We start from the raw sequence: 21,743 nt of genomic DNA, 5'->3' as shown, positions 1-21,743 counted from the left end.
GGGCGGCATGGATATCGTCAGTACCTCCATACGAAAGCCCGTCGCTGTTCTGGTGGGCGTGATTCTGGTTCTTCTGTTCGGTTCGGTGGCTCTGCTCACCCTGCCGTACCAGCTTGCTCCGGACGTGACCGAGCCGGTCATTTCCGTGACCACCACATGGACCGGCGCAACTCCATACGAGATGGAGCGGGACGTGATCGAGGAACAGGAAAAGGTGCTCAAGGGCATCCCTCGGCTCACGGAAATGGACAGCTCCTGCTTCAACTCGCGGGCCGAACTTTCCCTGACCTTCGAAATCGGCACGGACGTGGACAACGCGCTGCTGCGTGTTTCCAACAAGCTGAACGAGGTCCCGGAGTATCCCGACGGCGTTGACAGGCCGATCATTTCGGCCACGGGCGCATCCACGTCCCCGATCATCTGGATGATGCTCAAGGCTCTGCCGGAAAGCGGCAAGAATCCGGAAGGGTTCCGGACGTATTTCGAGAACGATGTGCGTCAGTACATCGAGCGTGTGCGTGGCGTGGCCGACCTGTTCATCGGCGGCGGACTGGAAAACGAGATGCATATCATCGTGGACCCGGTCAAGCTGGCCGCCTACAACCTGACCACTTCGGAGCTCATCAACGTGCTCAGGCGCGAGAACGTCTCGATTTCCGCCGGAAGCATGGGCGTGGGACGCAGGGACTACCGCATCCGTACGCCAGCCGAGTTCAACAGCCCCGAAGACATCCGGAATGTGGTGATTTCCTCTTCCGGCTCGTACAGGGTCAAGCTGTCGGACGTGGCCACGGTGCGGCCCGGTCTGGAAAAGGCCACGACCGTCATGCGGCACAACGCGGCACCCGGCATTGCCGTGGGCGTCAAGCCCGAGCCCGGGGCCAACGTGCTGGAACTCACGGATGCGGTGGAGGCCGTGGTTCAGGACCTGAATGAAACCGTGCTCAAGGAGCAGGGTGTGTTTCTCGACTGGTCCTATGACCAGCGGCCCTACATCAACGGCGCCATCGAGCTGGTCAAGCGCAACATCATGATCGGCGGCCTGCTGGCTGTCGTGGTGCTGTTCGTGTTTCTGCAGTCCATGTCGTCCACCATCATCGTGGCCGTGACCATTCCCATTTCCATCATCGGCGCGTTCATCATGTTCGCGGCGGCCGGACGATCCCTGAACGTGGTTTCCATGGCGGGCATCTCCTTTGCCGTGGGCATGCTCGTGGACAACGCCATTGTCGTGCTGGAGAACATCGACCGGCACAGGAACATGGGCAAGAATGCCTTCCGTGCCGCATACGACGGGGCCACCGAGGTCTGGGGCGCGGTGTTCGCGTCCACCCTGACCACGGTTGCCGTGTTCCTGCCCGTGGTCTTCATGGAGCAGGAAGCGGGCCAGCTCTTCAAGGATATCGCCATTGCCGTGACATGCGCCATTGTCCTGTCGCTGTTCGTCTCGGTTCTGGTCATTCCCATGCTGGCCAACAAGTTCTATTCCATCGCGGAAAAACGGCGCGGCAATCAGGCTGATGATTCGCCCCGGGATCCCGCAGGCCTGTCCATGATCAAACGGATCATGAAGCCGGTGACCGCGCTTGGTTCCCGGTTCGCCGATTTCATCATGATGCTGCTTGAGCGGGCCATCCGCTCCTGGCAGTCCCGCGTGGTCACGGTGCTGGCTCTGACCATGGCCTCGGTACTCATGGTCTGGGCGTTCTTTCCCAAGATGGAGTATCTGCCTCAGGGCAACCAGAACTTCGTTCTGTCCATCCTGATTCCGCCGCCGGGGCTTTCCTACGAGGAACGCACCGAAATCGGGGAGTACGTGTTCGAGCACCTCAAGCCGCACCATCGAAAGGATGTCGGGCCGTTTCCGGGCATCAAGGATATGTTTTTCGTGTCCGCGCCCACCATCAACATCTTCGGTGCTTCGTCAATCCACGAGCAGCGGGGCGGCGAACTCACGCCCCTGTTCTTTCAGCTCCTGAACTCCATTCCGGGCATGTACGGCGTGTCGCTTCAGGCGTCGATCTTCGAGCAGGGGCTCGGCGAAGGCCGCGTTGTGGATGTGGATTTTTCCGGCCCCAATCTGGAAAAGCTCGTGGCAGCGGCCGGAACCATGTTCGGCATGACCAAGCAGGCCATTCAGGGGTGCCAGATTCGTCCGGTGCCCTCTTTGGAATTGCTGTATCCCGAAGTGCGGTTTCACCCGGAGCGCGACCGCGTGCGTGCGGTCGGGCTGACCTCCGAGGATCTCGGCATTGCTCTGGACGTGATCATGGACGGTCGCAAGATCGGCGACTTCAAGGAAGAGGGCAAGAAGAAGATCGACCTCGTGCTCAAGGCCTCGGATGAGGATGCGCGTACGCCCGAGGAACTGCATTCCTCGCTGGTGGCCACGTCTCAGGGCTGGGCCGTGCCCCTGTCCTCTCTGGCCTCGATCGAGCGCACCTACGGCGTGAACGAGATCAGGCATCTGGAGCGGCAGCGCACCATCACGTTGCAGGTGACTCCGCCTGCGGAAATGCCTTTGCAGGAGGCCATGGAAACCATCCAGAACAATCTGGTGCCACAGGTGCAGAAGATGGGCTTGCTCGAAGGCGTGAAGGTCCGGCTCTCGGGCGCTGCGGACAAGCTGAGCGTGACCCGCGACGCCCTGCAGTGGAACTTCCTGCTCGCCCTGATCATCACCTATCTGCTCATGGCGGCATTGTTCGAGAACTTCCTGTATCCGTTCATCATTCTGTTCACCGTGCCTCTGGCTGGCGCGGGCGGATTCCTCGGCCTGAAGCTGGAGAATCTGCTCATTGCCCAGCAGCCTTTGGACATTCTGACCATGCTCGGGTTCGTCATTCTCGTGGGCGTGGTGGTGAACAACGCCATCCTCATCGTGCACCAGTCGCTGGGCAACGTGCGCGAGTACGGCATGGAGCACAAGGAAGCCGTGCTGGAAGCGACCCGCACCCGGTTGCGGCCGATCTACATGTCCGCTTCCACGTCCCTGTTCGGCATGCTGCCTCTGGCAGTGGCGCCCGGTCCCGGCTCCGAACTCTATCGCGGCCTCGGTTCCGTGGTCCTTGGCGGGCTCGCCCTGTCCACGGTCTTCACCGTGTTCGTGATTCCGTCCCTGCTCATGTTCTTCATTGGCATGGAAAAGCGCGGATCGCGCAAGCAGGAAGCCGAGTAGAACTCCTCATGCAACACATTGACGGCCCGGAAACCCGAGGGTTTCCGGGCCGTCGTCTTTTTCGGGACAATTGGCGGGACCAAAAAAATCATGCCGTCGAGTTGCAATCCTCGGCGTGATGGGCAAAAAAAAGTGTGGAAATGCAGGATATGAGCGGATTGCCTGATTCGAATTCGTTGGAAATGCGTCCCCGCAGGCCGTGGCTTGCGGGGCTGCTGTCGTTTCTGGTTTCCGGCGTTGGGCAGGTCTACAACGGCCAGTGGAAAAAGGGTGCGGTCCTTTTTGCGATCGAGACCGTGCTCGGGCTGGTGCTGATTCCGGCCTGTGCCTCGTTCGACACGCTGGTCGCGTCCTTTGGCGCGCTTCTGGCCCTGAACATGCTCGTGGCAGTCGAAGCGTGGTGGCAGGCTCGGGGACTGCGGGAATATTCGCTGCGATCGTGCAATCGGGGGTGGATTTACGGGCTGGTCGTTTTAACTGCATTCACGTCCGGCCCGCTTCTGGAAATCGTGGTTCGTTCCGCGTTCTATCGGAATTATTCCATTCCGTCCGGGTCAATGCTGCCCGCCCTGCATGTCGGAGATCAGATCATGGCCCGTGCTTTCGGCATGGATGATCCGGTTCGGCGTGGACAGGTGGTGGTGTTCGAGCTGCCAAGGGACCCGTCCAAGTATTTCATCAAGCGCGTGGTGGGGCTGCCCGGTGAGCGGGTGGAGCTGCGACGCAAGGTCGTGTTCGTGAACGGGAAGCGGCTGCAGGAACCCTATGTCCGGTTTGCCGACTCCGCGATCAGTCCGAGACGGGACAATCTGGCTGGGCTGCAGCTTGGGCCCGACGAGTATTTCCTGATGGGTGACAACCGCGACGCCTCGTATGACTCCCGTTTCTTCGGGCCGGTTCCCCGGTCCGCGTTTCGAGCCTCTGCCCTGTATGTCTATCTTCCCGGCGGAGCAGGGGGGGCGGAGTGGGCTTCCCGGTTCGGGCAGACCCTGAATGGATTTGAATCTACCAGAATTCCGGCGCGGTGAGCAGGCCGTCGGCCTCGTTGATCCTGAGAGGCGTCACCGAGGTGATGCCCAGAGAGTCCATGTACCCGAGCACGAGAATGAGGTCGCTGACCCGCGTGGGAGCATAGGGGCTGTCGATTTCCGCGTCGGTCTTGCCCATGTATCGATCCAGCGTGCGTCTGACGTCCTCCCGGGTGAAAAGCGGCTGCCGCACCCCCATGAGTTCCGGAATGCAGTAGTAGTGAACGCCGCCTATGCCTGCCACGCGCATGTCGCCTTCGCGGATGCGGGTCGCCAGTTCGGACGGGACATGCAGGCGGGCGTAGGATTTGGCGAAATCAAGGGCGCGGGCCGCCTGACTCGGGCTGATGGGGTTGGGCGAATTCTTTTCGGGCTGGCCCTGGATCACGTCCATCACGGTCTTGCAGAATGATACCGAGGCCATTTCATCCATGTAGAAGGCAAGGCTTGCATCCGCGTTGCGCGCGGTCATCTGCATGCTGTTGCCGCCGATGTCCCAGACCAGAAGCTTGAGTTCGGGCCCGTTCATTCTCTGTCGCACGGCATGGAAATTGAGCATGGAGGCCTGCTGCTGCGAGATGATGCGGGCGGGCAGCCCGGTTTCGCGGGTGATGCGGGAAAAATAGTCCCGGCCGTTGGCGGCCTCGTGAAAACATCGGGCTCCCACGGCGCTGAACTGTCTGGTTCCGCGTTCAATTGCGCGTGCCTTCATTTCCTTGAGTGCGGCGATTCCTTCATCCATGACCTTTCCGGACAGGACGCGCCGCTTCGAGCGTTCCAGAGACAGGGCAAAGTCGGCCTTGCGCGCGATTTCCTCGATTGTGCGCAATACGCGCCCGTTCTCCACATCCACATCCGCAATCTTGCATTTGATGGTGGCGGAACCGATGTCGAAAGCCGCGCGGCGTATGGTTTGCCCGCTTTCCGTCCATGCTGGAAAGGTTGCTGAAAGCAGGACCAGCAATCCGATGAGGAGTCCCCGGGAAAAAAACGATTTCATGCCGTCTCCAGGACCTGTAGTATCAATGATGACAAAGATATTACAAAATGTCAGAGGGATGGCAAGGTCGGTTCTGATTATTCCGAAATCGTGGACCGGTATGTGCTGCGGTTGCGTCGGAGCTGGTACCTGGCAACGGCCTTGTTGTGCTCCATGAGCGTCCGGCTGAAGTGGTGCGTACCGTCTCCCTTGGCCACGAAATACAGGTAGCCGTGCGGCTCGGGAAATGCGGCTGCGCGCAGGGATTCCAGACCGGGCGAACAGATCGGGCCCGGTGGCAGGCCCGGATGCGTGTAGGTGTTGTACGGGTTGTCCCTGTCCTGAAGGTGGGATTTGCGGATGTCGCCGTCGAACTGCGGCCCCAGCCCGTAGATGATCGTGGGGTCGGCCTGGATGAGCATCCGCTTCTTGAGCCGGTTGGCAAAGACGCCGGCAATGCGTTCGCGTTCGTGGGCTGCCCCGGTTTCCTTTTCCACCAGCGAGGCCAGAATCACTATCCGGTGCAGTTCCTCGGCCGGAGGCAGGCCGCCCGGCCAGAGATTTCTGGCGTTCTTGAGAAACTCCCGGATCATGGTTTCGGCCATGGCGCGGGCCTGATCATCGGTCGGCGGGGTGAGCAGATAGGTCTCCGGGAACAGGTAGCCTTCCGCAGAGTTCGCCGGAATGTCGTACTTGTCCAGCAGGGAACGGTCGAACACGGCCTTTTCAAAGGTCTCTGCGGTTCCGATTCCCGCCTTTTCTATGACTGCCGCGGTTGCCCACCATGTCAGTCCTTCGCGCACGGAAACCCGCTGCATGATGCCGGGCGATGTGGTCAGTTCATTCAGGATGCTGTCCGGAATCCAGCCGGTGTGGAGCCGGAATTGTCCGGCCCTGACCCGGCCCGTGTCCTTGCGCAGGGTGGCGAGCGCCACGAAGCGCCGGGCATCGGTCACCAGTCCCTGTTTCTTCAGGTTGCGGGCAATGGTCCACAGGGACTGGCCCGGTTCGACCCGAAACACGGCCTCGTGTCCCGGCGTTTCGGGCGGCACGGTCAGGAAGCGGTGTTCCTGCCACGTCTTGTAGCCGAAATAGCCCCCGGCCGAGAACAGGAGCAGCAGGACCGGTACCACGGTGAAGATTATGAGCGTCCGCTTTCGAGCCATGTGCGAAGGATGACGGTTGCGGCCTGGGCGTCCAGAGCCAGTTTCAGTTTCTCGCGCCGCAGTCCGGCGGACTTGAGTTCCTCTTCGGCTTCAACGGATGTCAGGCGTTCATCCATGAACTCGATGGGTACGTCGGTGCGACGGCCCAGACTTTCCGCGAAATTGCGGGCCTGACGAGTGGTCAGGGTTTCCTGTCCGTCCATGCCGTAGGGCAGTCCGACCACGATCATCTGCACGCCTTCCCGTTCCACCACGGCGAGGATGTCGTCGAAAAGTGCCTGTCGCGTGGTGCGTTCCAGAGTTCTGTAGGGCGAAGCCAGTGTGCCGGTGGGGTCGCTCAAAGCCAGCCCCACGCGTCTGGTGCCGAAATCTATGCCGAGTGCGCGCAATGGATTCCTCGTGGTTTTGCTGATGTGGACATGGGATGTCAAAGCATGGAGCAGGGGCCGAGGTCAAGAAAAACGGTCTGTTGCAGGATCAGACATGGTCACGGGGCAGCAGCAGGCTGACTTCCGCGCCTCCGGATTCCCTGTCCGCGACACGCATGGTGCCCTGATGCTCGGTCATGATGCGCTTGGCGCGAGTGAGCCCCATGCCCGCACCCACCGGCTTGGTGGTGAAGAACGGGTCGAAGGCCATGGACAGAGCCCGGGGACCAAACCCCGGCCCGTTGTCGGATACCGTGATGACCACGTTCGCATTCTGCGCCTTTGCGCTGATGGTGACATGCGGTTCTTCCCCGGAAAATTCCACGGCGTTGAGGAGAGTCTCGGCAAGGGCCTTTGCCAGCAGGGGGCGGTCGGCCACGACGCCCGCGTCCGGACAGTCCGCTTCCCACGTCACCTGCTTGCCGCGCACGGCCGGATGGTCCTCGATCAGGTGTTTTGCGTCCTCGATCAGGACCCAGATATTGACCGGAACCGGGTCCGACATCTTCAGGGCACTGTATTCGGCCACGGCACGGACCATGACGTCGAGCTTGGAAGCTTCTTCAGTGATGGCGGTCAGGGCTTCGGCCCCGTTTTCATCCACGCGAGGGGCAAGGATGCGGGCGAATCCGGCAATGGCCATGACCGGGTTGCGAATCTGGTGTGCCACGGAATCCGCAAATGCGGTCAGGCTTTCGGCCCGTTCGGTCGCGAGCTTGTGGTTCTGTTCCAGAATCTGCTTTTCCCGCTCGTGCAGGGTCTGGATTTCGGTCAAATCCTCCACCAGAATGACAATGGATTCCATCTTGCCGCGTTCGTCGCGCAGGGCTGCGGAGATGACCGACAGGTAGCGTTCCTCCCCGTTCTTCAGGCGGAACGGAGTCACGCGCTGGATTCGCGGCACTTCGCGTTGGATTGCGTCGAGCACCACTTCGCTGAATGCGCTGTTTTCCTGGTCCGGAAGAAATACCTCGCCCCATTTCCGGCCTGCAAAGCCGCCTTCGGGACAGCCCAGAATGGTGCAGGATGCGGGATTGGCCTCCCGGATCGTGCCGTCCGGGGAAATGACCATGAGTCCCACGGGCAGATTCTCCAGAACCGCGTGAATGACATTTTCGTACATGCCTTCCAGCATACAGGAAGTGGCTGCCCTGAGGCAATGAAAAGGAGGGATCAGACCCGCAGGTTCAGGCTCTGGTAGGCGGCTCCGGCCCCGAACATCATGCCGCCGTTGCTGAACCAGGAGGACGCGTCCATGTTGCTGCTCAGCCACCATGCCATGGATTTGGCCTGCATCTGCGCCTTGAAATCGTTTTGGGACAAAGTCTGCTGCGGACGGGTATAGCTTACGAGCTTGTCGAGCTGGAGCAGCTTCTTGAAGTCGTTCACCTTGTCGGGATTGTCCTCGAAATACTTGTCGATGATGGCCTTGTCCGGGTGATTGCCGTCCACCGTGACCTTGCCCGTTGCCCCGTCGTGAACCAGAGTGAACTTTCTGGATACGTCCACGCCCAATGCCTTCAGGTCCTTCTTGACCGAATCGTCGAATTCCTCATCGAGCTTGGCGCGGTAGTCGCGGATATCTTCGAAGGAAAGCTTGTCGTCGTCTCCCTTGGGAATCTCATCCAGCAGGGATTCGATTTCCGAACGGATGCGCCCGCGCCAGTCGCCACTGGTTTCTCCCGAGCTCTTGCGGGATGTGGAACCATCCGTTTCTTCCCGTTTTTCAAGCTCTCGCATGGTGCTGTACAGGCTGTTCTGGTAATCTCTTGAATAGGGATTGACGTACATTCTTTCACTCCTTGTCCGGACAGGTCGTTTTTTCCGGGTGCCGATAAAATGCATGAATCGTACCGGACCATTGCGCAAGCCGAACGCTTTCGTGTACCGTGAAGGCAATCACTTCAGGGAGGGAATCATGGCCGAGCTGCTGATACATGGCGTGGATGTTTCCGGCATACGAAACAGGAACGAACAGCGCGTGGCCCGTCTTGTTCCGACCATTCTTGCCGAGGAATACGAGGATTTCGAGTTCGAGGATCTGGATATTCAGGACATTTACGCGCTGGCGCTGAATCTGCTGCCCGCACGCTACGTCCAGCGCGGTACCATAGTCATTTCCGAACGCCTTTCCGATTACGAGATCAAGGGTAAGATTCGCATTGCGGTCGAGCGGGTGCTGGACAATCCCACAAGGTTCGAGGAGGGCGTCGCCCGCAACCCCTGACTGTGGCAGGCACGCCGATCGCTGCGTTGCTGCGAGCAGGGCGGACCCTCGCGTATGAGGAATACGCGTCGTTCCCGTCCTGCTCTTGCGCCTTGCGCTCGACGCACCTGCCCCAGTCAGGTTGCGTGGCAGGCACGCTGCTCGCTGCGTTGCTGCGAGCAGGGCGGCCCCTTGCGTATGAGGAATACGCGTCGTTCCCGTCCTGCTCTTGCGCCTTGCGCTCGACGCACCTGCCCCAGTCAGGTTGCGTGGCAGGCACGTCGATCGCTGCGTTGCTGCGAGCAGGGCGGCCCCTTGCGTATGAGGAATACGCGTCGTTCCCGTCCTGCTCTTGCGCCTTGCGCTCGACGCACCTGCCCCAGTCAGGTTGCGTGGCAGGCACGTCGATCGCGGCGTTGCTGCGAGCAGGGCGGACCCTCGCGTATGAGGAATACGCGTCGTTCCCGTCCTGCTCTTGCGCCTTGCGCTCGACGCACCTGCCCCAGTCAGGTTGCGTGGCAGGCACGTCGATCGCGGCGTTGCTGCGAGCAGGGCGGACCCTCGCGTATGAGGAATACGCGTCGTGTCCGTTTCATTCCCGTGGATTGTTCGGGAGCATTGGGTTGGACGAAGTTTGCGTGGGAAGCTTTCGGGAAATTTCAATTATACTTGCCCGGGCATTGCGCTCATGGGATAAGGGAATCGTGGAATACCCTGTTCAGGCGGGGAGGGTCGCCTGTCCGGTTTCGACGAGCAACAAGGAGGATGCCGTGTTCCGCAAGATTCTCTTGGCCACGAGCCCGAACGTGAAGAAGCAGGCTGCGCCCAAGGCCGCTTTCGATCTGGCACGCAAGCACGGTTCCGAGCTTGTTCTGTTTCACGCCCTGACTCTGGAAAGGAATTCCTGGGGCGCAGTGCGCGATCTTGTCCCGGAGCAGGAGCTGCTCAAGGGAACAGAGGAGCGCATTCGCGAGTTCTATGCCGAGGAGCTGGAGGGCATAGGGGACCATTCCATTCAGGTGACCACGGAAACCGCGCATGAGGCCATGCTCAAGGTCGTGCACAAGCAGGGATTCGATCTCATCGTCATGGGCGAGCATGTCTGCGATACCTGCGAGTCCGGGCGCATGCTCGGCATGGCCAACACCACCATTCGCAAGGTCTGCTCCAACGTCTTCTGCCCGGTGCTTGTGGTCACGGACCCGGCTCCGCAGATCAGCGGACGGCTGGAACGCATCGTGGTGGCCACGGATTTTGCCACGCCGTCGGAAACCGCTCTGCGATATGCTTGCGACCTGGCCCGGGCCGAAAATGCGCATCTTTCGCTTTTCCATGTTCTGGACGTGGGGCTGAGCTATCCCAACCCCAAGTACTATCTTCAGGACATGCACAGTTTCATCCAGTCCGCAAAGGATCGCATGGAAAGCAGATATTCCGGGCTGCTCAAGGGGATCGACCATTCCCTCGAATGCTGGGAAGGCATTCCCTACACCGAGGTCATCAAGTACGCCCGCTGGCAGAACGCGGACCTCATCGTCATGGCGCAGCATTCCGGCACCAGGGAATCCCAGAAGGCCTTGATCGGGTCCACAGTGATTCAGGTTGCCCTGTCACCGGGGTGCCCGGTGCTCATCGTCAATTACCGGGCCTTGTCCTGTCAGTAATGCCTTCGGCGACCCTCCCGGGGGGCCCGGGCGCTGCCCGGACCCGCCAAGGAGCAAGGCCCCTTGGATTCCCACTCTGTTTCGGAAATTGCAAAAGGTCCGAAACGGGGAGGTTTCACAAAAAAAGTTTCCTTTTTTTCAAAAGGTCGAGTCGCCGAAGGCCCTGCTACGCAACAGCCAGAAAGTCGCGGCCCGGGATATGGCCCATGGATTCGAGAAAGTCGACGATTTCCCGGCGCGCGCCTCGGGAGCCGACATAGGAAAGGAAGAAGGCGGAGCCCGGCGCGGGCATGTCGTTGCGATGACGGACCCGGATGCCGTGAACCACTTTGCCTATCTTGCGTGGATCGATGTCATAGAGTCCGACGATGCGAATGCCGTGATCAAGCAGCATTTCCGCACGTTTTCTGGCGGTCCGGCCCGAGCCGAGGATGTGGACGCCCGGATGATGCGCGTTGTTGCGTTCCAGCCAGCGGGCCAGATATTCGGCCTTGACCCGGTAGAAGGCGTTTACGTCGTAGCGGGGATGGTTGCGTGACAGCCGGGTGGGCGGATCGTTCCAGATCATGAGTTCCCGGTTCGCCTTGGCCATGCGTACCCCCTGATCCAGCCAGCGCAGGAACAGCTCGTAGTCCTCGGGAAAATCGCCATCCCTGTAAGGACCGTATTGCTCCAGACATTCGCGGCGGAACATGATGGACGGATTGGGTACGGGAAATTCCACGAATCGGTTCAGGCTGATGGCTTCGTGGTCGAGAAGGGTATTGGTCCAGTCCACGTAGTGGGCGTATCCGGCGCATTTCTGCCGGTCTCCACCGAAGCGGACAAGGCATCCGGCCAGACCGATGTCGGGCCGGGAATCCAGCAGTGCGGCCTGTTCGGCCAGTCGTTCGGGCAGGGCTTCATCATCCGCGTCCATGCGTGCCACGTATCGGCCTCGACTTGCGCGGATTGCGGCGTTGGCCGCGTGGATGACCCCGCCGTGCTCCAGCGAAAGAACGCGAACGCGGGAATCCCGGCATGCATATTCGGCAAGGATTCCCGCGGTATTGTCAGTGGAGCCGTCGTTTGCGGCGAGTATCTCGAAGTCGGTGCGCGTCTGGGCCAGCAGGGAATCGAGAGCCCGGGCCACGGTTTCCCCGCAATTGTAGCAGGGCATGGTCACGGAAATTCCCGGTCGGCTCATTGCTTGGTCACCCCTGTTGTTCGGCCTTGGCCTTGTTTTCCTGTACCGAGTGCCTGATGCGACAGACTCCGCACAGTCCTTCCGCGCTGGTGGGGGAGCCGCACTCCCGGCATGGCAGCAGTTCCGGTCCGTTTTCGTGTTCCATCATGGCGAATGCGGGTTTGCCCCGTTTCAGGAATCCGTCGTAGAATTGAAACTTGCTGCCCGGGCTGCGGTGTTCCAGTTCGCCCCAGATTTCCTTGTGGGACGTGAAGCTGGCGCCCGAGGAATATGGGCATGGATCGGAATGAATTTCAATGCCTTTTATGAAAGCGTAGTTCGCGGTCTCGAACTCGCTGAGGCGATAGAGCGGCTTGACCTTGCGCACGAATCCGTCCGAGGCCGGGAGCACCGGTCCCTGATCCGAAAGGTATGCGTTGTCCCAGCGCAGGGTGTTGGCGAACAGTCGGGCCACCTCGTCATCCAGATTGTGGCCCGTGGCAAGGGCGTCGAATCCGCCCTCGCGCGCCACGCGGTTGAAGTGGTGGCGCTTGATCTTGCCACACACCGCACAGACCGGACGATTCACGTATTTTTTTACGTCCGGGATGGGCAGTCCTTCCTTTTCCATTTCCAGCACCTGAAGCTGAAGACCGTGCAGATCACAGAAATCCTGCACCTTTTTGCGGGCCTTTTCCGAGGAATTCGGAATGCCCAGATCAATGTGCAGGCCCGTGACGTCGTATCCCTGAAGGTGGAGTTCCAGCATCAGGGTCAGGGAATCCTTGCCCCCGGAAAGCGCGACCAGAATGCGTTCGTCCCGGGTGAACATCTTCTGTCGGCGAATGGCGGTTTCCACCTGTCTGGTGAAGAATATCTGGAAGCATTCCTCGCAGAAACCGGAATGGTGGCTGGGAAGGGCCACGGCTGCCGGAGCCTTGCAGCGGCTGCATTTCATGGCGAAACCTCCTAGCCTGCGGATGTGACTTTGCGCACGAGAAGCGCATCGCCGTTGTAGAGTCGGCGGTCCGGGGTGAGCAGTTTGCCGTCCCGGACAACAATGGCCATGGTGGGGCGAAGGCTGAGCCTGTTGAGCATGCCGAGCACGGTTTTCGTTCCGCTGAGCTCGACCAGACGGCCTTCGGGTTCAAGCTGAACCTGAATCATGTCGAATATCCTCCTTGGGCGTCTGGACGATCTGATGACCGGACGCCGTGATGCGCGGACCCTACCCGGAGCCCGGGCAATATTCAAGACCATGAAGGCAGGGAATCCCGCAGGAGCGCGGTTCCCAGGGGGCAGGGTTAGATTTTCCCGGAAATCGGCAAGCTCGTATTGACCCTGCTTGAAATTATCCTGTACAGTGACACCAAGGCTAAATTTCAAGGAGGTTCGCATGAGCCAGCCGAAGATTCTCGTGGTCGATGACGAAAAACACATCCGCATGCTGTACCGGGAAGAACTGGAGGCGGAAGGCTATACCATAGCCACTTCGGACGGCGAAGAGGACATTCTGGACGTGATCGGCCGCGAAAAACCGACCATCGTCATCCTCGACATCAAGTTGGGCGTCAATCGTTCCGGGTTGGACCTGCTTCAGGAAATCCGGTCCGAGGATCAGACCATTCCCGTCATTCTTTCCACGGCCTACGATTCGTTTCAGCACGATCTGAAGTCCATTGCCGCAGACTATTACGTGGTCAAATCAGTGGACCTGACCGAACTCAAGGACAAGGTCAGGATGGCGCTGAACAAAGTGGGGATGTAGGCGGACAGCTTTTCCTTTCCCTTTCGAAACGGCGCTTCCTTCCTGCTGTTGGAGGAAGCGCCTCGCTTTTTGATCAACCAGGCCGGGTACAATGAGGCAGACATCCCTCCGTTTGATATTCATTCTCGCCGGAATTGCCGTTTTCCTTCTGCTGGCCGCACCGCAAAGCCTTCGGGCCAAAGACGACGGATTCTTCCTTTTTGCGGAGCAACTGCCTCCGTACAGCTATGTGGAGGGCGGGCAGACCAGAGGCGTTGCCGTGGACGTGGTTCTGGAGCTGTTTCTGCGTGCGGGAATGGCGGTTGCCCCCGAGGATATCCGTTTCGAGCCCTGGGCTCGCGTATTGCAGAATATCGAAACCCGTCCCGGTTCCGTGGCCATTTGCGTGGCCAGAACCCCGGAACGGGAGAAACGTTTCAAATGGGTCGGCCCGGTCTGTTCGAATCGGGGCGGACTGATCGCTCTTCGCAAGCGCAATTTCCACATCAGGAAGCTTCCCGAGGATGTGAGGGGGATGTCCATCGGCATTGTCCGGGGAAGCGCGGCCCGCGAAAGGCTTCTGGTGCGGGGCGTTTCGCCGGATTCCATCTTCAGCGTCAACTCGCAGGAAAGCCTGATTCGCATGCTGAATCGGGAACGCATCGATCTGCTGGCTTCGGACATGCGATCCTCCTTTCATGAAATGGAACGGCTGGGATATGGCAGCGAGGATTTCGAACTGGTTTTTCCCTTTGCTCTTCTGGATTTTCACCTGGCGTTCCATGTCGGCACGGACGATGCGCTCATAGCTCGGTTGCAGCGGATTCTGGACGACATGAAAAAGCCGGGAGAGGACGGGACAAGCGTGCACGAACAGATTCTTTCCCGCTATTGATCTTCGCACTTCCGGCGGGGTGCGAGTCATATTCCGCTTGCCCCGGACTCGGCTTCCATGGTAGCCGCAACTCCATGTTCGATATTGCCCGATTCATGCAGGAAGTCAGCGTCATGGCGATTCCGCTGCTGCTGGCCCTGAGCTTTCACGAGGCTGCCCACGGCTACGTCGCCCACATGCTGGGCGATCCCACTGCGAAAAATGCCGGACGGCTCACCCTGAATCCGTTCAGGCATCTGGACCTCATCGGTACCATCGTGTTTTTCGTGGCCCGATTCGGATGGGCCAAACCCGTGCCCGTGGACGCCCGCTATTTCCGCAATCCCCGCAAGGGCATGATGCTGGTGGCACTGGCCGGGCCGGGCGCGAACTTTCTGCTCGCGGCCCTGTTCGCGCTCGTGGTGCACTGCCTCCTGCTTCTGGACATGCCCGCGCCGGGTGGGATCGCGGAAAAGATCATCGTTCCCGCCTATCTCATTGCCCAGGCCGGGGTCTTCGTGAACCTGATTCTGGGCGTGTTCAACCTGCTGCCTCTGCCTCCGCTGGACGGCAGCAACATACTGGCGTACTTTCTGCCGCCCAGGCTGGCGTACAAGTATCTGTCTCTCGGCAGGTACGGTTTCATCATCCTGATCGGCATCATCCTGCTCGGCGACCTGCTGAACTTCAGCCTCGTCGGTCAGGCCATTCTTCCCGTTGTCTACGCCCTGATCCGTTTTCTGGGCGTTCCGCTGTAACCGAAACACAAGACACTGCCATGAGCGAAAACAAACGCATCGTTTCCGGAATGCGGCCTACCGGTCCCCTTCATCTCGGACATTATTTCGGCGTCATTGCCAACTGGGTCAAACTCCAGGAGGAAAAGGACTGTTTCTTTTTCGTGGCCGACTGGCACGCCATGACCAGCGAGTACACGAATCCCAACCGCATCAAGGGGTTTGTTCCCGGTCTGGTCAAGGACTGGATCGCCGCGGGGCTGGACCCGGAAAAGTGCGTGATCTTCCAGCAGTCCAAGATCAAGGAGCATGCCGAACTGTATCTGCTCCTGTCCATGATCACTCCTCTGGGCTGGCTGGAACGCAATCCCACCTTCAAGGAACAGCGCCAGGAGCTGACGCAGAAAGACCTGAATACCCACGGCTTTCTGGGGTATCCCGTGCTCATGGCCGGGGATATCATCATGTATCGTCCCTATGCCGTGCCCGTGGGCAAGGATCAGCTTCCGCATCTGGAACTGACCCGCGAGATCGCGCGTCGTTTCAATCATCTGTACGACTGTGAATATTTCCCGGAGATTCAGGACATGCTCACGGCCGAGGCCAAGCTGCCCGGTCTGGACGGACGCAAGATGTCCAAGAGCTACGGCAACTCCATCATGCTGTCCGAGTCCATTGACGAGATCATGCCCAAGGTGCGCGGCATGCTCACGGACAAGAACCGGCTGCGCAAGTCCGATCCGGGCGATCCCGGGATCTGCAACCTGTTCCCGTATCACAAGCTGCTCACCGATCCCGCGCGCCTGCCCGAGATCGAGGAAGGCTGCCGCAACGCCAGTTGGGGATGCGTGGATTGCAAGAAGGTGCTCATGGAGTCCCTCGACCGTTTTCTCGGCCCCATGCAGGAACGCCGTGCCAGGTGTTCGGATCAGGACGTGGCCGACATCCTGCACGCCGGCAATGCCAAGGCCCGCGCCGTTGCCTCCAGGACTCTTGAAGAGGTCCGGGAGATCATCGGATTCGAGGACTAGAACGGCGCCGGTTTGCATTTGCTGCCGATTCAGGTAGCATCCGGTAATTGCATTTTCGTATAACCAGCAAGGAGACATTATGGGTCCAGCCACAAAAGGCAGCACGGTCAAGGTTCATTACACGGGCACCCTCAAGGATGACGGTTCCCAGTTCGATTCCAGCGAAGGACGCGATCCTCTGGAGTTCCGGCTTGGTGACGGCATGGTCATCGCCGGATTCGAAAAGGCCGTCATCGGCAAGAGCCCGCCGGTGATTCCGTGACCGTGGAGATTCCGCCCGCAGAGGGCTACGGCGACCCCAACTCGGAACTGGTTTTCCAGGTTCGCCGCGAACAGCTGCCTTCGGACATTGAAGTGCAGGAAGGCATGATGCTGGAAGTTCGCACCGAGGAAGGCGGCGCCGCCTACGTCCGCATCACGGATTTCAATGACGAGTCCGTGACTCTGGACGGCAACCATCCGCTCGCAGGCAAGACCCTGGTCTTCGATATCGCTGTTGTGGAAGTAGCGTAACCTGCTATTGAACCATGCAGCCCTGCCGTGCGTACCCGTCGCGCGGCAGGGCTTTATTCATATTCTGGGGAGAGGGAATATGGGTATATCGAAACGCTGTTGCTCCATGACCCCGTTTCTGGTCATGGAGGTGTTGGAGGCTGCGCAGGAGATGGAGCGTGCCGGAGAGCATGTCATCCATCTGGAAGTGGGGGAGCCGGATTTCGACACTCCCGACTGCGTCAAGCAGGCCGCGTCCCGGGCCATGGATCAGGGACACACGCACTACACCCACAGCCTCGGCCTGCTCGAACTGCGTCAGGCCGTGAGCCGCGACTACGAAAAACGCTACGGCGTGACCGTGGACCCGGCCAACATCATCGTGACGCAGGGCACTTCGCCCGCCATGTTCATGCTCTTTTCCGCGATTCTGGAACAGGGCGACACCGTGGTCACGTCCGATCCCTGTTACGCCTGCTACGACAACTTCATCACCTTTGCCGGGGGCGAGTCCGTCAAGGTGCCGGTGTTCGAGCATGATGCCTATCAGTATCGCGTTTCCGCCATCCGGGACGCTCTGGATGACCGAACCCGCGCCGTGATGATCAATTCTCCGGCCAATCCCACCGGGACCCTGCTCTCACCCGAACGCATGCAGGGCATTGCCGATCTTGCCGGGGAGCACGGGCTCTGGATCGTGTCCGATGAAATCTATCACGGTCTGGTCTACGGGGAATCGGAACACTCCATCCTCGAATACACGGACCGTGCATTCGTGCTGAACGGGTTTTCCAAGCTCTACGCCATGACCGGCTGGCGGCTCGGCTATCTCATTGCTCCGCCGGAATTCGTGCGAACCTTTCAGACCATGTGTCAGAATTTCTTCATCTCGCCCAACTCCATGGCCCAGTGGGCTGGCGTGGCCGCGCTCGAACAGGCCGGGGACGATGTGGCGCGCATGAAGGACATCTACAACCAGCGCCGGGTCTACATGCTCGACCGGCTCAAGCGCATGGGGTTCGCCATTCCCAACGATCCGACCGGAGCCTTCTACATACTGGTGAACATGAAACATCTGGCCGAACGTTTCAACGGCAGTTCCCTCGAACTTGCCTATGACATTCTGCGCAAGGCCCGCGTGGGGTGCACGCCCGGCATCGACTTCGGCCCGGGCGCGGAAGGCTGCATCCGTTTCTCCTATGCGAATTCGATGGAAAACATTGCCGAAGCCATGGACAGGCTGGAACGATATGTAAGGGATTGCTAGGGGAAAGGCCTCCGGCAACCCCTTCGGGGAGGGCAGAGCGCTGCCCTGCACCCGCCAAGGAGCAAGGCCCCTTGGATTCCCATATGTTTCGAGAATGAAAAAGGCCCGGCCATCTACTGATGGCCGGGCCTTTTTCATTGTTGCATTCGGGGGCTGTCTAGTTGGCGCCCTTGCGGTCGAGCTGATTGAGGAGCTGGAAGCATTCGGTCTTCCAGTCCGTGCCACCGAGGCAGCGGGCGAGGTATTCCGAGGTATGCATGACCTCGTTCCTGCGCTTGAGCTGGATCAGGGACCGCTTGATGCCGACCTTGCAGGACGGGCAGCCGACCACTACGGGCCGTGCGGCGTTGGCGGCAAAGCCTTCCTCGAGCCGTTCCTTCTTGCGCTCGCGGATGCGGTTGTAGATGGCCGGGCTGGTCAGTGCGCCAAGGCCGGATTCGCCGCAGCAGCCCGGGGAGAGCTCCACGTCGCGTCCGGTCATGTCCGCCAGTGCGGAGCGGTAGCTCTCGGCGGCCTTCTTCTTGGGCGCATCCACCCATTCCGCGTGGCAGGCGGCATGGTAGAGCACGTCTTCGGAACAGCCTTCGATTTTCGGCAGCCGTTCCATGACGAACTGCATGATGTCCACGTGGCGCAGGGGATCGACCAGTTCCTGCGAGAAATCGTAGGACTGGAGCGACTCGCGGCAGGTGCCGCAGGCCGTGACCAGCGTGGTGGCCTTGAGGCCCGCCTTGCCGGTCTTCACGAGCAGGTCGAGCATGGCCTGCACGTTGCGGTGGCGGTTGGTCTTGTAGGCCTCTTCGCAGCCGCTGGCCAGCAGGGGATAGCCGCAGCACATGTGCTGGTCCGGCATGACCACGTTGGTCCCGGTCTTGAGCAGCAGATAGAAGGTGGCCAGGCCTATGTCGCTGGAAAAGAGCGACGCGCCGCAGCCCGGAAAGTAGAGAACCGTGTCCTCGCGTCTGGCGCCGTTGTTGCGGAAGACCGATCCCTTTTCCAGAACGAGCAGGTCCTGAAGCTGCTGGGTGCTCATTTCCGGGCCTGTGCTGCGGAAGATCGGGCTGGAGATGCGGGACAGCCATTTGCCCGGGATCACGCCGAGGGCCTTGTTCTGGAGAGTTTGCCCCAGAGCCAGAACTTTGGCGACCTTGGGAACGCGAGTGGCCGGGGACTTGGCCAGATTGCGGAGCACGAGATGCTTGACCTGATGCCCGGATTTGCCCCGGTATTCGAGAAATGCGCGCATGGCCAGAGCCGCCCCGGCCGAATCGATCTTCACCGGGCAGACCTGCGTGCACTTGCCGCAGGCCGTGCAGTGTTCCATGAGGTTGCGCAGGCGATCCATGAGATCGGGCGCGGGTTCTCCGGCCTGGATCTGCGAATAGTAGATGGCCTCGATGAGCGCGCCCAGACTGATGTTCTTGTTGCGCGGGTGGAACATCATGCCCTGCATGGGATGGTACATGGGGCAGACCTGCTTGCACTTGCCGCAGCGGGTGCAGGTCTGGATGTTCCTGAGCAGGTGCATCAGCTCTTCCTTGTCGCGGAGAGCCGTCTTGTCCAGATCATTGATCAGCCGGTTGAACGAGAAGGTGAAGGGCTCACCCGGGAGATTGCGGCGGGTCAGCTTGCCCGGGTTGAGCACGTCGCGCGGGTCCACCTTCTTCTTGTATTCGGCGAGCGCCCTGATCTTTTCATCGCTCAGGAATGCGATCTTGGTGATGCCGATGCCGTGTTCGCCCGAGACCTCGCCCTTGAACTCCAGAACGCGGGACATGACGATTCCGGCGGCCTCATGTGCCGAGGCCAGCATTTCCGGGTCGTTGGAATTGACCGGCAGGTTGACGTGACAGTTGCCGTCGCCCGCGTGCATGTGGTTGGCAATGACTATGCGCTTGGCCTGCATCTCCTCCCACATGGCCTTTATCTCGCGGTCCAGCTTGGGATACTTGTCCCGCAGCTTGACGAACAGAAACCTGCATTGGGCCTCCTGTTCCTGATCGGAAAGGTCTCTGGACGTGATCTTGCCGTCCATGATGTCCCGGGCTCGGGACAGGCCTTCCCGGATGTCTTCATCCTCGTCATTGACCAGTTCCATGTCCCGGACCCGTTTCAGGGTCTTGGCGTAGATCTTGGCCAGATAGATGAGGTTCAGATCTTCCAGAAAATCGGAGAAGTCCGGGATCACCTCCATGGGGATGACCACGTCCTCGTTGATCTTGAAGCCCGAGGTGCGCTTGGCGATGGCGGACAGCTTGTGGCGGTCCTCCCAGAAGAATTCGGCTTCCTTGTCGTCGCGGGCCGAGAAGATGTCCACGCCCTCATAGGGCTGGGCAATGGAAACAATGGTGGCCGCAGCCTCGTTCAGCGCGTCCTCGTGGTCCGAGTCGAGCTGGAGCAGAAGCACGGAAATCGGGTCGCCTTCGTATTGCATGGACTTGGCCTGATAATCGATGGCCTGCACGTACTTGGGACCGAATTCCTCAAGTGCGGAAATCTTGACCAGATCGCCTTCCTCGCGAATCCGGTCACGCAGCGCAACCACGTCCTTGATGACCAGCATGGCGTTGCGCATGCTCTTGCCGTAGAATTCCAGGCACAGGGTGCGGGAGTGGGCAAGCGTGGGGTAGCAGGTGAATTCGCAGACCGTGATCACGCCGTCCACGCCTTCCTTCTGCACGCCGGGCAGACCGCCGAGGTACTTGTTGGACACGTCCTTGCCCAGACCTTCCCCGCGAATCTGGTCGCCGGGCAGGGACACGGTGTCCACGAGCTTGCCGTTCGCGTCGTGGATGTCGAATACGGCGGTTTCGTCCGGGAAAATCTTGTGGCGCGGATGTTCCCTGCGCCGGACTTCCTGAATATCGCCCTCGGGGGAAACGATGCGGTAGCTCAGGATGTTGTCGATGGTGGTGCCGTACTCGAAACAGAATGGGCCGCCCGAGTTCTCGGAAATGTTGCCGCCGAGGCTGGAGCCCGCCTTGGAAGCCGGGTCCACGGTGAAGAGCATGTCCTTTTTCGCGGCCGCGTTGATGGCATCCAGCGTGATCACGCCGGACTGGGCCTTGATGGTCATGGTTTCGGGATTCACTTCCAGAATCCGTTTGAAACGGGACAGGGACAGGATCACGGTGCGGCCCAAGACCGGGATGGCGCCGCCGGTCAGGCCCGTGCCGCCGCCGCGCGGGATGATGCCGAATTCGAGTTCGTTGGCCAGACGCACGATCTGCTGAATCTGGGGTTCGGTCTCGGGAAAGAGCACGAGCAGGGGGAGCTCCATGCGCAGGTCGGTCGCGTCCGTGGCGGATTCCACGCGGCAGTTCGGCTCGTTGCCAATGGCGCGTTCGGGCAGAAATTTTCTGAGTCGGGACGTGAGTTTCTTGAGGAATGCCTGTTCCGCATCGTAAGCAGCCCAGAATTCATTGATGCCTGCGGTGAGAATCTTGGGAAATTCGCCGGACAGCAGCGGTTTGGCCATGTTCAACCGGCGGTCCACTGCCGTGCGGACCAGTTCCGGGTCGATAAAGGGGTTGTAGCGCACCATGAACAGTTCCGCGGCCAGTGTGGAGGCGAGCCGTTGCACGTCCTCCGGCCAGTCGTGGTACTGGTCCATGTCCACCACGCCGAGCACGCGCGTGATGAGCTGTTCATCTGATATGGAAATATGTGGTCCGAGTTGAGCCATGTGATATGCCTCCGGGAATAAGGGTGAAGGCTGGTGGTTACGGTGTTACGACGGAAATGGCAAGTTAAGAATCTTGAGCGCTTCTGGCAACCCCCA

The 21,743-nt window shown here is 60.1% G+C and carries 18 protein-coding genes and 1 pseudogene; 10 read left to right on the top strand and 9 right to left on the bottom strand.

The genetic code is table 11. The annotated features are described in order from the left end of the window. Window positions 1-7 precede the first annotated feature (7 nt). Window positions 8-3,178: an efflux RND transporter permease subunit gene (locus MPN23_RS08380; protein ID WP_243547244.1), complete on the top strand. Its 3,171-nt coding sequence runs from the start codon at window positions 8-10 to the stop codon at window positions 3,176-3,178. A gap of 149 nt (window positions 3,179-3,327) precedes the next feature. Then, window positions 3,328-4,206: a signal peptidase I gene (lepB, locus tag MPN23_RS08375; protein WP_243547243.1), complete on the top strand. Its 879-nt coding sequence runs from the start codon at window positions 3,328-3,330 to the stop codon at window positions 4,204-4,206. Here lepB and MPN23_RS08370 read toward each other — a convergent pair. The 5 genes from MPN23_RS08370 to MPN23_RS08350 form a co-directional block, all read right to left on the bottom strand. After that, a complete protein-coding gene (locus MPN23_RS08370; RefSeq protein WP_243547242.1) occupies window positions 4,184-5,206 on the bottom strand; it encodes a Ppx/GppA phosphatase family protein in 1,023 nt (340 codons plus the stop codon). The two genes, lepB and MPN23_RS08370, sit on opposite strands and share 23 nt — an antisense overlap. Window positions 5,207-5,283: 77 nt before the next feature. Next, entirely contained in the window at window positions 5,284-6,351 is a 1,068-nt protein-coding gene (gene mltG / locus MPN23_RS08365; protein ID WP_243547241.1) for an endolytic transglycosylase MltG, read from the bottom strand. Beyond that, the gene (gene ruvX, locus MPN23_RS08360; RefSeq protein ID WP_243547240.1) at window positions 6,327-6,740 is read right to left on the bottom strand and encodes a Holliday junction resolvase RuvX; all 414 of its coding nucleotides are present in this window, start codon (window positions 6,738-6,740) and stop codon (window positions 6,327-6,329) included. Before ruvX ends, mltG begins: the two co-directional genes overlap by 25 nt. An 88-nt stretch (window positions 6,741-6,828) precedes the next feature. Beyond that, entirely contained in the window at window positions 6,829-7,902 is a 1,074-nt protein-coding gene (locus MPN23_RS08355) for a sensor histidine kinase (protein ID WP_243547239.1), read from the bottom strand. A 50-nt stretch (window positions 7,903-7,952) separates the two neighbouring features. After that, window positions 7,953-8,570, bottom strand: a complete 618-nt coding sequence (locus MPN23_RS08350; protein ID WP_243547238.1) for a hypothetical protein — start codon at window positions 8,568-8,570, stop codon at window positions 7,953-7,955. 52 nt (window positions 8,571-8,622) lie between these two features. On the opposite strand from MPN23_RS08350, the gene MPN23_RS08345 reads away from it, so the two are divergent. Next, on the top strand, window positions 8,623-9,006 hold the full coding sequence (locus MPN23_RS08345) for a late competence development ComFB family protein (RefSeq protein WP_243547237.1): 384 nt from the start codon (window positions 8,623-8,625) through the stop codon (window positions 9,004-9,006). Window positions 9,007-9,755: 749 nt separating this feature from the next. After that, on the top strand, window positions 9,756-10,649 hold the full coding sequence (locus tag MPN23_RS08340; RefSeq protein WP_243547236.1) for a universal stress protein: 894 nt from the start codon (window positions 9,756-9,758) through the stop codon (window positions 10,647-10,649). A 166-nt stretch (window positions 10,650-10,815) separates the two neighbouring features. Here MPN23_RS08340 and MPN23_RS08335 read toward each other — a convergent pair whose 3' ends face one another. Genes MPN23_RS08335 through MPN23_RS08325 form a run of 3 tightly spaced genes read right to left on the bottom strand, consistent with a single transcriptional unit; the run spans window position 10,816 to window position 12,981 of the window. Continuing rightward, window positions 10,816-11,835, bottom strand: a complete 1,020-nt coding sequence (locus MPN23_RS08335) for a glycosyltransferase (protein WP_243547235.1) — start codon at window positions 11,833-11,835, stop codon at window positions 10,816-10,818. Window positions 11,836-11,842: 7 nt separating this feature from the next. Beyond that, window positions 11,843-12,772 (bottom strand): PP-loop family protein, encoded by a 930-nt coding sequence (locus tag MPN23_RS08330; protein ID WP_243547234.1) that lies wholly within the window; start codon window positions 12,770-12,772, stop codon window positions 11,843-11,845. An 11-nt stretch (window positions 12,773-12,783) separates the two neighbouring features. Beyond that, window positions 12,784-12,981: a ubiquitin family protein gene (locus MPN23_RS08325; RefSeq protein WP_243547233.1), complete on the bottom strand. Its 198-nt coding sequence runs from the start codon at window positions 12,979-12,981 to the stop codon at window positions 12,784-12,786. A 229-nt stretch (window positions 12,982-13,210) separates the two neighbouring features. Between MPN23_RS08325 and MPN23_RS08320 the strand changes: the two genes are divergently transcribed. The 6 genes and pseudogenes from MPN23_RS08320 to MPN23_RS08295 all read left to right on the top strand — a co-directional run bounded on the left by MPN23_RS08320 (window position 13,211) and on the right by MPN23_RS08295 (window position 17,962). Next, a complete protein-coding gene (locus MPN23_RS08320; RefSeq protein ID WP_243547232.1) occupies window positions 13,211-13,582 on the top strand; it encodes a response regulator in 372 nt (123 codons plus the stop codon). A 91-nt stretch (window positions 13,583-13,673) separates the two neighbouring features. Continuing rightward, window positions 13,674-14,456 carry a substrate-binding periplasmic protein gene (locus tag MPN23_RS08315; protein ID WP_243547231.1) on the top strand — a complete coding sequence of 261 codons (783 nt, stop codon included), beginning with the start codon at window positions 13,674-13,676 and terminating at the stop codon, window positions 14,454-14,456. Between the two features lie 74 nt (window positions 14,457-14,530). Beyond that, the gene (locus MPN23_RS08310; protein ID WP_243547230.1) at window positions 14,531-15,193 is read left to right on the top strand and encodes a site-2 protease family protein; all 663 of its coding nucleotides are present in this window, start codon (window positions 14,531-14,533) and stop codon (window positions 15,191-15,193) included. 20 nt (window positions 15,194-15,213) lie between these two features. Further along, a complete protein-coding gene (trpS, locus tag MPN23_RS08305) occupies window positions 15,214-16,203 on the top strand; it encodes a tryptophan--tRNA ligase (protein ID WP_243547229.1) in 990 nt (329 codons plus the stop codon). Between the two features lie 79 nt (window positions 16,204-16,282). Continuing rightward, a pseudogene (locus tag MPN23_RS08300) lies at window positions 16,283-16,716 on the top strand (FKBP-type peptidyl-prolyl cis-trans isomerase). Window positions 16,717-16,795: 79 nt separating this feature from the next. Beyond that, window positions 16,796-17,962, top strand: coding sequence for a pyridoxal phosphate-dependent aminotransferase (locus MPN23_RS08295; protein ID WP_243547228.1), 1,167 nt, complete (start codon window positions 16,796-16,798; stop codon window positions 17,960-17,962). A 157-nt stretch (window positions 17,963-18,119) separates the two neighbouring features. On the opposite strand, the gene MPN23_RS08290 is transcribed toward MPN23_RS08295, so the two are convergent. Continuing rightward, complete coding sequence (locus MPN23_RS08290) at window positions 18,120-21,647, bottom strand: FAD-binding and (Fe-S)-binding domain-containing protein (protein WP_243547227.1); 3,528 nt, start codon at window positions 21,645-21,647, stop codon at window positions 18,120-18,122. Window positions 21,648-21,743 lie beyond the last annotated feature (96 nt).

Source organism: Pseudodesulfovibrio tunisiensis, assembly GCF_022809775.1.
Classification (GTDB): Bacteria; Desulfobacterota; Desulfovibrionia; order Desulfovibrionales; family Desulfovibrionaceae; genus Pseudodesulfovibrio; species Pseudodesulfovibrio tunisiensis.
This window is presented reverse-complemented; position numbering and strand designations above follow the sequence as displayed.

Bases quoted from the DNA above. Each gene is read 5' to 3' on its own strand.
- MPN23_RS08320 (WP_243547232.1), top strand. From the start codon at position 13,211: ATGAGCCAGCCGAAGATTCTCGTGGTCGATGACGAAAAACACATCCGC.
- MPN23_RS08355 (WP_243547239.1), bottom strand. From the start codon at position 7,902: ATGTACGAAAATGTCATTCACGCGGTTCTGGAGAATCTGCCCGTGGGA.
- MPN23_RS08325 (WP_243547233.1), bottom strand. From the start codon at position 12,981: ATGATTCAGGTTCAGCTTGAACCCGAAGGCCGTCTGGTCGAGCTCAGC.
- MPN23_RS08330 (WP_243547234.1), bottom strand. From the start codon at position 12,772: ATGAAATGCAGCCGCTGCAAGGCTCCGGCAGCCGTGGCCCTTCCCAGC.
- trpS (WP_243547229.1), top strand. From the start codon at position 15,214: ATGAGCGAAAACAAACGCATCGTTTCCGGAATGCGGCCTACCGGTCCC.
- MPN23_RS08295 (WP_243547228.1), top strand. From the start codon at position 16,796: ATGGGTATATCGAAACGCTGTTGCTCCATGACCCCGTTTCTGGTCATG.
- MPN23_RS08370 (WP_243547242.1), bottom strand. From the start codon at position 5,206: ATGAAATCGTTTTTTTCCCGGGGACTCCTCATCGGATTGCTGGTCCTG.
- MPN23_RS08380 (WP_243547244.1), top strand. From the start codon at position 8: ATGGATATCGTCAGTACCTCCATACGAAAGCCCGTCGCTGTTCTGGTG.
- mltG (WP_243547241.1), bottom strand. From the start codon at position 6,351: ATGGCTCGAAAGCGGACGCTCATAATCTTCACCGTGGTACCGGTCCTG.
- MPN23_RS08290 (WP_243547227.1), bottom strand. From the start codon at position 21,647: ATGGCTCAACTCGGACCACATATTTCCATATCAGATGAACAGCTCATC.
- MPN23_RS08315 (WP_243547231.1), top strand. From the start codon at position 13,674: ATGAGGCAGACATCCCTCCGTTTGATATTCATTCTCGCCGGAATTGCC.
- lepB (WP_243547243.1), top strand. From the start codon at position 3,328: ATGAGCGGATTGCCTGATTCGAATTCGTTGGAAATGCGTCCCCGCAGG.
- MPN23_RS08310 (WP_243547230.1), top strand. From the start codon at position 14,531: ATGTTCGATATTGCCCGATTCATGCAGGAAGTCAGCGTCATGGCGATT.
- MPN23_RS08335 (WP_243547235.1), bottom strand. From the start codon at position 11,835: ATGAGCCGACCGGGAATTTCCGTGACCATGCCCTGCTACAATTGCGGG.
- MPN23_RS08350 (WP_243547238.1), bottom strand. From the start codon at position 8,570: ATGTACGTCAATCCCTATTCAAGAGATTACCAGAACAGCCTGTACAGC.
- MPN23_RS08345 (WP_243547237.1), top strand. From the start codon at position 8,623: ATGAATCGTACCGGACCATTGCGCAAGCCGAACGCTTTCGTGTACCGT.